This is a genomic window from Pedobacter sp. 05L430 (assembly GCF_056397585.1).
Genome location: NZ_JBFTNT010000117.1, coordinates 1 through 11,646, shown reverse-complemented (window position 1 = coordinate 11,646; position 11,646 = coordinate 1). Strand labels below are relative to the sequence as shown.

The window sequence follows — 11,646 nt, the reverse complement described above, 5'->3', positions numbered from 1 at the left end:
ATGTTAAGGAATATGCCAATTCCGGCTGGTGCAAATGTGCAAACAAAAATGGTTTTTAAAGATGAAACAGGCAAGGAGATGACCAAAGAAGAGATGGATGCTAAAATGAGCATGTCAAATAAAATGAATGGAAAGCCTGTATTTAATAATCCATTAGAATTATCCAATAAATAATGAATAGTATCAGATTGCTAATTAGTGTTTTGTTGTGTTGCCTGACCTTTTCCGCATATTCACAGCAGCGCCAAATAAAAGGTATATTAAAAACAAATACAGGCAAACCTGTGGCTTATGCAACGGTGACAGTTAAGTCGCAGAATCAAAGTATTTTAACCTTTAAAGCTAGCGATGTTGAAGGGAACTTTTCACTGCTGCTACCTGATACAGTTAAAATAACGGAGTTGTTTATTGAAGTCAATTATCTTGGTTATAAAAAGTCCGTCACGCCAATAGCACAGGGAAAAGTAAGCTATGAAATATTGATGGAGGAACAAGTAATAGACCTATCAGAGATTGAAATAAAAAGCAGGCCCAGAACCCGTTCCAGTGGAGATACATTGAGTTATGATGTTGGATCTTTTGCCAAAGGAGAAGACCGTACTATTGGTGACGTGATAAAGCGAATGCCCGGTATGGAGGTAAACGAAAGCGGCCAGATAAAGTTTAATGGTAAGGACATATCTAACTTATATGTTGATGGAGATGACCTTCTGGATGATCGTTATGGAGTGGGTACCAAAACCATTCCGAATGGAATGGTTCAGGATGTAGAGGTAATGCAAAACCACCAACCTAACAAAGTGCTTAAGGGTAAGGCGCTGAGCGAGGATGTTGCCCTTAATCTTAAAATTAAAGATACTGCCAGACTAAAGCTGGCCGGACAAATAAAGGTAGGAGCCGGATTACCTGGGCAATACGACGAGGAAATCAACTCGATTTTATTTAACAAGAAATACAAGATGCTAAATGTGCTTAAGGGAAATAACACCGGAACTGATCTGGCTCCTGAACTTACCGCATTTAATCAGCCGGGTATGCGATCAAATCTGGGGAACTCCCGTCCATCACCTCTGCTGTCCACCGGAACAGTCGGGGYGCCGGAACTTCCTACAAATCGCTATTATTTCAACAATTCAGGGTCTTTAAATGCTAATAATCTATTTAATATCTGGAATGGCTGGCAATTGAAAACAAATGCGAGCTTACTAGTCGACAAAAATAAAATGGACTATTTAAGTGTCAATGAAACCTATATAGGTCAAGATACGATTAACTATACAGAACAACAGTATATTGAAAAAAGCCCCTTTATTGCTGATCTTTCCGTGCGACTTGAAGCGAATAAGGATAAGTATTATTTCAATAATTCACTAAAGCTTGGATACAATAAACAGATGGGAAGGGGAGCCCTGTTAAATAATAATTTGAACATGGGGCAATATTTTAAAAGCCAGGTTGCCGATTTTTCTAACCGCTTGCAGTATATACCAGCCATTAGTAAAAACAATGTAATTAGTTTGAACTGGTATTTGAATTACTTTAACAATCCACAAACATTAAATATAAACCCTGGAATTAATGCCGATGTTTTCAATGGCGGATTGGCTTACAAAGGAATCAATCAATATGTAGAGACACCTACATGGTTCAGTAATGCATCGATAGGTGTTCGGTTTTCAAAAGGATTAATTAAGCAAAATTATCAGTTTGCTGTCCAAAATGAATGGCAGGAACTTAACTCTGAACTCAGATTTAATCAAATAGATGGGCAGAAAACGCCATATATTGGAAATCCGGACAATCATGTAGAATGGACTCGTCATCAAACATATCTGAATAGCAATTATGAATTGAAAAAGGGGAAATGGGAAACCATATTATCATTGCCACTTTCTCTGCAGTACATTGCCTATCGGGATTCGGCCTTCGGCCTTAGTGAAAAAAAGAACCGCTTTTTGTTTAATCCCAGCTTCAGAACAAAATATTATATTCAGGCTGAAGATTATTTGTCAGCAAATTATGCTTACACTAACCAGACAGGTAATATAAATGGAATTTATCATGGAACCATTTTAACAAACTATCGCAGTTTGGAAGCCAACAATGCTATTTTACAAGAGCAGCACGCGCATAATTTTGGTATGAACTACAATTTTCAGCGAACTATTAGTATGCTTTATATTAATGCAGGTATCTCTTATACCAAAGCTACCTCAAACACCATTGCCTCAAGAGAGATAACCAATAATATATCAAGTACAGTATTGCTACCTTATACAAACGATGTAAGCGCATTTAGTGCAAGTGCGGGGTTTAGTAAATATGTCTTTGCACTAGGGGCAACAACAGGCGTTAAAGCATCATGGGGTACCACACGTTTTAATCAGTTTCTTAATGAAACCTTGTTACCTTACAAGAATATTTCCTTTACCATTCAGCCAAGTATAGAGGCTCGCTTATGGGATCAGATCAGCTTGAAATATGAAGGTTCAGGGTCGTGGATTACAAGCAACCCCTTAAACAGTACTTCTGAGGGTAATCAATATAGCCAGCGGATACGTCAATCTGATCAAACATTTAGCTTGGGTTATTCTCCTGTTAAAAATACATTTTTGCGCTTCAGCGGCAGACATCAGTATACCAGTCAGCAGCAAACGGAGGATATTCGCTACTTCTTTGCCGATGCTAACATTCGGCATAGGATTCTAAAATGGCGGACAGATATTGAATTGGATATCACAAATCTTGCAAATATTAAGGCATATGATACCTTTAGTTTATCAGCTAATCAGTTTGGGTATAACCATTATAATCTAAGAGGAAGGATGGCAGTACTGAAGTTTCTATTTAATCTTTAGATCGCTGGGAGACTCTGCCACTTTTTTAAGTTCCTGCAGAGCAGCCTCCCAGCCACTAACTGCATCACCAAACTCCGCATCTGTCAATTCCTCTAATAATTCCTCGGTAGCATGGAGTATAGTATGGTCATGTTTAAACATAGTGGTATAGCTGATCACAGAGGACAGTTCCTGCATATCCTTACCCGTAAATAATTCATGTTTAAGATATTCACCTGGCCTGTAGTCTAGCAGCCTGCCGTAAGTGATCTGGGTTCCGGAAAGATTTTGCCATCCAAAAAAAGAGCCCGGATTCCAGTCAGTTTTATATATCCCGCCCAGCTTTCGGGTAATTAATGGATTGGTAAATACCTTCCATACTTTATCAGGAGTAGTGTTGATCAGGACAGATTTTTCTATGCGCATCAGTTTTAAAATAAAGGTAAAATTCTAAATCAAGTTTAGTTATTTTTACAACAAATCAAAACCATGATCATTAGATTTTTTTTATAAAATGTCAAAAGCACCGCTCATTGAAGGAACATTTCTACTGGAGAAAATACCGGGCAAAGGTGGCTGGACTTATTTGAGGCTGCCTGGAGTTAGCTCAGATTATAGAGGTAAATTCGGAACTGTGAAGGTGAGTGGCACTATTGATGATTATGAATTGATCAATTATGGATTGATGCCCATCAGAGATGGCGGACTGTTCCTTCCAATAAAAGCAGAGATCAGGAAAAAGACAGGAAAAAAAGAAGGTGATAAAGTATCCGTGCTATTATACGCAGATGCTGAAGATATACCTATGGCAATGCCTGAAGATCTTTTAGTATGCTTACAGGATGAACCTGAAGCTTATCAAACTTACCAGAGCTACACTGAAACTGAACGCAAAGCTTTTCTGGATTGGATTKGGGAGGCAAACCAGGACGAAGTACGGGTACGGCGCATTGCTCAAACCATCGATTTGCTGCTAAGCAAACAAAAAAGGTAATTTAATAGAGATATGAAAGACTATATTTTTGAAATTCAACTGAAAGTAAGGGACTATGAATGTGATATACAAGGCGTAGTAAATAACGCAGTTTACCAGAATTATTTGGAGCATGCAAGGCATGAGTATCTTCATTCGAAGGCAATTTCGTTTAAGGAGCTTACAGAACAAGGCATTTTGCTAATGGTGTCCAGAATAGAAATGGATTTTAAGAATTCATTGACTTCAGGAGATGTTTTTTCTGTGAAGCTGTGGATTGAAAGACAAGGGGTAAAAATGGTGTTTTTTGAAGATATCTACCGGCTGTCAGACAATGCGCTTTGTCTTAAGGCTAGAGTAGAGGCAATAGCAAAAATAGATGGTAAGCTAACACGAGGTGAGGTCTTTGAAACTTTAAATCTATAAAAAACAGGGAATAATGAATAAACATCAGGCTTTGACCGCTTGGGCCGCTGCTTGTGCTGAACGTGTGCTATTTGTTTTTGAAGAGGCCAGTCCTTTTGACAAAAGACCACGTGAGGCAGTCGCTGCTGCCCGTTCATGGATTCGCGGAGAACTCAAAATGACTGAAGCAAGAAAATTCGCTTTTGCTGCACATGCGGCAGCGCGAGAGGTGATTGATATCCAGGCTATCGCTGCTGCCAGATCTGCTGGGCATGCAGCCGCTACCGCTCATGTGCCTGCTCATGCTAAATATGCTGCATCATATGCACTTAAGGCAGTAAAAGATATTGAGGATGAAAAGGAATGGCAACAGAAATATTTTCCTGATAACCATTAAATGATTTTCTTAACCCCTGGAATCAGTAAAATAAATGATCCAAGTACAAAGCTGCCTAAAACTACTAATGGTGCTACAACCAGCAGTTTTATTGCAGGTTCAATGGCCCAATTTCTTGCCGCCAGCGTAAAACCAACTACTACTAGCGGATGAAAAATATACACAGCAAAACTACTCCGTGATAGTTTAGCGAGCATTGCAGAAGAAGTGTTCCAACTCCTTTTCCCTTTAATTAATAATGCAGTTAGGATAGAAACACCAATCCATTGTTCCCACACAGCGTATAATAATGCCTGCCAATGAAGACCCCCGGAAAACCAGGGAGAAGGTGTATCTAGTTTAAATTTAATAATAAAAAACACTGGATAAAACAATAAACATAGCCAGGCAGATGTTTTGAGTTGTTTGCCTGTTTTATCAGAAAGTCCATCAAGCCAGTTGTTTTTGGCCGCTAACAATCCAATAATAAATAATGCAATATATTGCGAAAAGTGCCCTAATTGAAATCCGATTGGTTCAAGAACCCATCCAACAGGAAATATGATTCTGACCAAAAAACTAATTATTCCTAATGTTGCAGCAAACAATAATATGCTACGTGAGTTTGGCGCTGCCAGGTTTTTTTTGAAACTAATTATAAATGCTTTTTTTGTCGCCACATAAATTAGGGTAAAAAGGAGTAATGCTGCCACAAACCATGTAACGCCTAATTCGATCCAGTGATCATATCCGCTCAGATATTCAAAATAGTTAATATGATGCTCGTTTGCAAAATAGTAGACAAGATAGCTGACGAATGGTGAAAGAATAAAGGAATAGAATAATATAGGGATTCCTAACCTGACCAGACGGTCTTTAATAAATTTTGCTGTCCCTTTTTTAGAATAAGAAGAGTAGGTAAAATAGGCTGCCAACATGAAGAAATAACCCATAAAAAAGGACTGATTTAAGCTTACGAACATTATCATAGGAATACGTGCTCCTATAACAGTAGTTTGTTCATTATAATACCAGCCATCAGAAGAACTATAAGCAATAAAAGTGTGATGAAGCACAACTAATATTGTTAATAGAACTTTAATATTCTCTATGTATAATAATTTGTTTGATGAACCAGAATCCTGATTCAAGGTGACAGGTACAGTTGACATAATAAATTGGCTTAATGTTATTGATGACAAACGTACAACAAGAAGAAACAGTTACATGTGGTTATGTTACAAGTAACTAGCTTTTGTGATGAACAACAAGCTTAAGCGATATATTTGTTGCGAAGCTGCTGATAATAGTTATTGAAACTTTCGATCTGTTTTCTGGAAACAGGAACCTTTATAGTAGTTTCATGAAAAGACAATAGGTAACCCTGTGAGTTTCCGGATACTTTTTCAACCTTAAACATGTTTACTAAATAGGTTCTGTGACACCTGAAAAAGTTCGGATAATCTGTTATTTGAGCTTCAAATTGAGTTAAAGAAATCCGCTTTACTTCTGTAGTAATTTGATTGCCGTTTGTTTTCGTCAATTCAATATAATTGCCATCTGCTTTCACAAATAGCAATTGGTCTATATCCAGGCTAAAGTTATCTTGTTTAACCTGAGTGTTCACATACAGTTTTGACGCAGCATCTGTTGTTTTTGATTTAATATTTAGCTGAATAAATTGCAACACAAACGGTGAGCCTTTTTTCGATTCAAAATAGAAGCTGGATAATCTTAGGAAGAAATAGAAAAAAATACCCGCAACAAAACAGTTTCTGATTTCTTCCCATAGATAATGCCACGACCAGTTGTTTGTATTGTTGTATATCAGGTCACGCATAAAGAAACTTGATAACCCTGCTAAAAGAAGGATGACTCCAATCTGTAAATATTCCTCAAACAAAGTCCAGTTTTCGGATTGATATTTTCTTTTTCTAATATAATTGAGCCCTCCAAAATAAACCAATAGGATTAATGCAGGTGATAATGCGTGGAGAAAACAAATAAAAAAATAATGCATTCTCAATTCCGGATCATAGACTCCAAAAGGTTTAAATAATAAAAGGAATATCAGAATAATAGCAAAAACAATACCTGCACTTTTAAGCAAATTTTCAGATTGATATCTGGTTGGATAATCAATATTATTAATCAAATGGGCTTTATTGATGTAAAATCTCATTCCTGAAAGTGCTTTAGCTTGGCACTAAAATTACGTAAAATCTGGTGTTTTAGGTTTTTTTGCTCATGTAACCTGAAATACAGATTTAATAGGTCTGGTATGTATAAAAAAAGACTGACTAAATAGAATGAAAAAGGCAAAAAAAAACCTATTTCATCACGAAATAGGTTTTTAAATCTGGTGATCCCGCTGGGATTCGAACCCAGGACCACTACATTAAAAGTGTAATGCTCTACCAGCTGAGCTACGGAATCATGCTCCTTTTGTTTGATGAGGGTGCAAAGATAGGATTATAAAATTATTCTGCTAAATAAATTGAGAAATATTTTTAATTATTTTGAAGTATTTAGCTAACTCTTTAATTCTCATTACAGTGCGTTTTCCTGCTTTCTGGAAATAACTTTATTTAATCCTTTTCATTACAATAGGATCGGGGATATCTACTATCAAAGGCACCTTTTCTACGGTAACAAAGCTAGAGTCTAATCCAAAGCCTCGCTTCTCAGAGATGCTCAAGAGTTTCAATATTCTATGGTACGACATTGTAACACGCTCAATAAACTTCAAGCTGTTTGAGTTTGAAATGATCTTCTCTAACACAACAAATCTAAAGTCGCCTGGAATCTTTTGGGCTTTTAACGATTCGTATTTACTGGTAATGTCAATTTCTCCGCTCTGCACTAATTCTTCCACCACTTTTCTGAACAATGCATTAACCCTTTGCTCAACCCTAAAACCTAGCCTAAAATCGATTCTAATTAATTTTCCCGGTATCATTTGGTCTACTTCATACTCCAAGGTGTATGGTTCGTCAGTAACGTCTACGTGCAACAACCAGTAAACATCTGCTCTTTTAGGATGTTTCTGGATAATAGAGTAAATAACTGACGATTCAATCTCGCTGTTAAAATTAGCGCTGGTAAGATATACCAGGTTAGACGAGTATTTGGCAATAGAAGCATCAGCACTTATGTTTTTAATCAGCTGATAGAAATCCTGAATGTCAACAAACTTCATGTATCTGTTTCTAATTCTACGCCCGTTGTGCCAAGTCCACATAACCGAGAACAATGTTATACCCAGAATTAATGTAAACCATCCGCCATGCAGAATTTTTGCTGCATTACCTGCCAAAAATGTCAATTCAATAACACCATAGATCAACAAAAATATTCCTATTAAATACCTTGGAACCTTTTTCCTTAAAAGGAATACAGAAACCAAAATAGTAGTCATTAGCATGGCAACTGTAATAGATAAACCATAAGCTGCTTCCATATTAACAGATTTCTGGAAAATCAGTACAACAATTATACAACCAACCATTAATATCCAGTTCATAGAAGGAACATACAACTGGCCTTTCTGCTCACTCGGATAATTAATTTTAACCTTTGGCCAAAGGTTAAGCCTAACAGCCTCAGCAATCAGTGTAAATGAGCCTGAAATAAGGGCCTGACTGGCAATAGCCGCCGCAACAGTTGCAATCGCAATACCGTATATCAGGAACCAATCCGGCATTAAATGGTAGAACGGATTTACGTCACCCAGATGTTGGCCTTGTAAATTCCATAACCAAACGCCTTGTCCCATATAATTTAATATCAAACATATTTTCACATAGATCCAGCTGATCCTGATGTTTGAGCGCCCACAGTGACCTAAATCTGAATACAKGGCCTCAGCTCCCGTAGTACATAAAAATACCGCTCCAATGATTAAAAAGGCCTCAGGATTGGTAGTAAGAATATGATACGCATAATAAGGATTAATTGCCTTTAATATCACAGGCAACTCCATAATATGTACAAAACCTAAAACAGCGATCATGGTAAACCAAAGCCACATAATAGGACCAAAAGCCTTACCAACAAGCGAGGTTCCGAATTGCTGCAAACCAAACAGAAAAATAATGATGGCCAGCACAATGGGAACAGTAGGCAAGTCATGATAGATAAGTCCCAACCCTTCAATGGCGGCCGAAACGGTAACCGCAGGGGTCATTATGCCATCGGCAAGCAAGGCTGCCCCACCAACCATAGCCGGTATGATCAGCCATTTGGCTTTTCGCTTAACTAAAGAAAAAAGAGAGAAAATCCCACCTTCACCTTTATTATCAGCCTGTAAAGTAATAATAACGTATTTGATGGTGGTTTGTAAGGTAAGTGTCCAAACTATACAGGATAAACCTCCTAAAATAAGATCTTGTGTAATCAGTCGATCTCCAATAATTGCTTTAAATACATATAGGGGAGAAGTACCAATATCTCCATAGATAATACCTAAACTGATTAGTAATCCTGCAGCACTTAGCTTTTGAATGTGTTTATGATGGCCCATGGCTTTTTAAAAAATATTGCGGCAAATGTATGAATAATCTATAACGAAAAAACCCCGGAAGAAAATTAGCCGTAAAGCCAAGATTCTTACCGGGGTTAGGTGAAATAATCACCTCTCCGTACAAATCGTTTTTTTATGGATTCATCTTAACAAGATCAGCATTGTAAAGTTTGTCTGTAACCCCTTTTAATTTGGCTGCAGGCACTTTAATCACTTTTCTGTCGTAAGTCATTAACCCATTAGTTTCTTGCTCAACATCAGTAGTTTGGGTATATACAGCTGCCGAAAGTCCTTTTTTAATTAATCCTTCCATTTCAGTCATAAATGAAGCATATTTATCAAATAATTCATCTGCGGTCTTAAATGTCTGATATCCCCAGTTATCTTTTTCTTTCCAGGTATGCCCCGGTACAGGTAAACCTAACCCACCATATTCACCTAAAACAATGGCATGAGTTGGGCCAAAAAGGTCAGGTCTAGGCATTCTAGGATTAGGATAATGGTGTAAATCAACAATATCGCCAGTTACAACATGGTTACCACCACTTGCGCTGTTTACCAGACGAGAAGGATCTTTTTCTTTAGTCCATTCCGCAATCTCTTTGGTCTTAAACTGACCCCAGGCTTCATTAAACGGAGTCCATACAACAATACTAGGGAAGTTATGCAAGTCATCCATGATCTTGTTCCATTCCTTGCGGTATATCGCTTCAGATTCTGCAGAGCGGTCTTTATCTGTACCACCCATTGTACCTAAATTAGGTTCCCATTGGTTACCCAAATCTCCACTTGGCATATCCTGCCATACTAAAATACCTTGTTTATCACATTCATAATACCAGCGTGCAGGCTCCACTTTAATGTGCTTACGGATCATATTAAAGCCCATTTCTTTGGTTTTAATAATATCGAATTTCAAAGCCTCGTCGGTAGGGGCAGTATATAAACCATCTGGCCACCATCCCTGATCTAATGGTCCATATTGAAATACAAACTTGTCATTCAGCAACATTCTTTGGATGCCGTTAGCATCCGGACCCATTGATGATTTACGCATAGCGAAGTAACTCTTAACCTCATCAACTGGTTTTCCATTACGCACCAACGCAACTTTTAAGTCGTATAAGAATGGGCTTGCTGGCGACCATAGTTTCGGATTCGCAATAACTAATGTAGCTGCCTCCGTGGCATCTACCTCTTGCTCAGAAACCTTCGATGCACCATCAAAGGCAGTAATCCTTAATTTATCACCAGCTTGTGCAGCTTGCACATCTGCAGAAACAGTTAAAGATTTAGCATCAATATCCGGCGTTTGTTTGGTCGAAGCGATATAGCTGTTAGCAACACTTTCTAACCATACTGTTTGCCATATTCCGGTAACTGGTGTATACCAAATACCTTCTGGTTTTATTTGTTGTTTTCCTCTAGGTTGTGGCCCATTATCCGTTGGATCCCAAACACTAACAGTTAGTTCTTGTTTGCCGCCTTTTTTTAAGAAAGGGGTGATGTCAAAAGAAAATGGATCAAATCCACCTTCATGTGTACCAACTTTTTTCCCGTTTAAGTAGATTTCCGATTTCCAGTCCACCGCACCAAAATGCAATAAAATGGTATTTTTCATGTTAGAAGGCACCGCAAAGCTGGTTTGGTACCATAGCAAGCTATCTTTACCAACAGTTTTACCTACACCAGATAAAGATGATTCAACTGCAAAAGGAACTAATATTTTACCTTGATAGGCTTTAGGCTCGCTTTCGTTTTTGTGGTTGATAGCGTAGTTCCATAAACCATTTAAATTTTTCCAGTTATTACTGCGTACCAATTGTGGTCGCGGGTACTCAGGAAGGGGGTTTGCAGGATTTAATTTTTCCGCCCATGGAGTAGAGATCTTTCCGGGCACCGGTTTCCAGTTTTGTGCTTGTGCTGATGCGATCAGCGACTGGGAAAGGCATAGCCCGATTAAGTAAGAAAATAATTTCATAAATGAATACTTGGTTTAATGATTTGTGTGTTCCTCCCTGCTTAACAGGCCGAACGAATATTCAAATAAAGCAATTATGTTTTGACAAATCGGCTCAAAATTTATTCAAATCGTCGCAATTTGATTTGAAATTAATTAATTTGGCCCATTCAAGAACCCCCTGGTAATTGTAACGTTAACCATTTACAAACTAAACTTGAAAAAGCTAACCACAACTGCTCTTTTCCTATTTGTTTTTTTAAACCTTTTAAAGGCACAGCCGTATTATTTCAGGCATTATCAGGTAGAACAAGGTTTGTCCTACAACTCCGTATTTAGCATTGTACAAGATTCAAAAGGCTTTTTGTGGTTTGGAACAAAAGATGGCTTAAACAGGTTTGATGGATATAGTTTTAAAGTATTCCGTAGCAAACCAGGCGATACTACCAGCCTCAGAAATAATGTGATCAGGGCAATTTTTGAAGATGCAAGAAAGCAACTTTGGGTAGGCACCTCAAATGGCTTGTATTGTTATAACGATACCACACAACAATTTAAGCTAGTACCAATAAC

General features: G+C 37.8%; 10 protein-coding genes and 1 tRNA gene. 5 read left to right on the top strand and 6 right to left on the bottom strand.

The window, feature by feature from the left end:
* Window positions 1-173 precede the first annotated feature (173 nt).
* Complete coding sequence (locus AC1DG9_RS15620; protein WP_477634859.1) at window positions 174-2,858, top strand: hypothetical protein; 2,685 nt, start codon at window positions 174-176, stop codon at window positions 2,856-2,858.
* Here the strand turns inward: AC1DG9_RS15620 and AC1DG9_RS15615 are convergent.
* Window positions 2,844-3,263: an SRPBCC family protein gene (locus tag AC1DG9_RS15615; RefSeq protein ID WP_172663086.1), complete on the bottom strand. Its 420-nt coding sequence runs from the start codon at window positions 3,261-3,263 to the stop codon at window positions 2,844-2,846. The two genes, AC1DG9_RS15620 and AC1DG9_RS15615, sit on opposite strands and share 15 nt — an antisense overlap.
* Window positions 3,264-3,351: 88 nt before the next feature.
* Between AC1DG9_RS15615 and AC1DG9_RS15610 the strand changes: the two genes are divergently transcribed.
* From AC1DG9_RS15610 to AC1DG9_RS15600, 3 genes are read left to right on the top strand one after another with little or no spacing between them, the layout of a single operon-like run.
* Complete coding sequence (locus tag AC1DG9_RS15610; RefSeq protein ID WP_477634858.1) at window positions 3,352-3,831, top strand: YdeI/OmpD-associated family protein; 480 nt, start codon at window positions 3,352-3,354, stop codon at window positions 3,829-3,831.
* Between the two features lie 12 nt (window positions 3,832-3,843).
* Complete coding sequence (locus AC1DG9_RS15605; protein WP_288879423.1) at window positions 3,844-4,236, top strand: acyl-CoA thioesterase; 393 nt, start codon at window positions 3,844-3,846, stop codon at window positions 4,234-4,236.
* A 13-nt stretch (window positions 4,237-4,249) separates the two neighbouring features.
* Window positions 4,250-4,612 carry a putative immunity protein gene (locus tag AC1DG9_RS15600; RefSeq protein WP_172663083.1) on the top strand — a complete coding sequence of 121 codons (363 nt, stop codon included), beginning with the start codon at window positions 4,250-4,252 and terminating at the stop codon, window positions 4,610-4,612.
* Here AC1DG9_RS15600 and AC1DG9_RS15595 read toward each other — a convergent pair.
* The 5 genes from AC1DG9_RS15595 to AC1DG9_RS15575 form a co-directional block, all read right to left on the bottom strand.
* Window positions 4,609-5,763 carry an acyltransferase family protein gene (locus AC1DG9_RS15595; protein ID WP_172663082.1) on the bottom strand — a complete coding sequence of 385 codons (1,155 nt, stop codon included), beginning with the start codon at window positions 5,761-5,763 and terminating at the stop codon, window positions 4,609-4,611. The two genes, AC1DG9_RS15600 and AC1DG9_RS15595, sit on opposite strands and share 4 nt — an antisense overlap.
* Window positions 5,764-5,864: 101 nt before the next feature.
* Window positions 5,865-6,773, bottom strand: a complete 909-nt coding sequence (locus AC1DG9_RS15590) for a LytR/AlgR family response regulator transcription factor (protein WP_172663081.1) — start codon at window positions 6,771-6,773, stop codon at window positions 5,865-5,867.
* Between the two features lie 178 nt (window positions 6,774-6,951).
* A tRNA-Lys gene (locus AC1DG9_RS15585) sits at window positions 6,952-7,027 on the bottom strand.
* A 148-nt stretch (window positions 7,028-7,175) separates the two neighbouring features.
* Complete coding sequence (locus AC1DG9_RS15580; RefSeq protein ID WP_477634857.1) at window positions 7,176-9,113, bottom strand: KUP/HAK/KT family potassium transporter; 1,938 nt, start codon at window positions 9,111-9,113, stop codon at window positions 7,176-7,178.
* A gap of 133 nt (window positions 9,114-9,246) precedes the next feature.
* A complete protein-coding gene (locus AC1DG9_RS15575; protein ID WP_337716329.1) occupies window positions 9,247-11,094 on the bottom strand; it encodes a glycoside hydrolase family 2 protein in 1,848 nt (615 codons plus the stop codon).
* A gap of 196 nt (window positions 11,095-11,290) precedes the next feature.
* On the opposite strand from AC1DG9_RS15575, the gene AC1DG9_RS15570 reads away from it, so the two are divergent.
* The coding region (locus AC1DG9_RS15570; protein ID WP_477634856.1) for a ligand-binding sensor domain-containing protein at window positions 11,291-11,646 on the top strand (356 nt) is incomplete at its 3' end.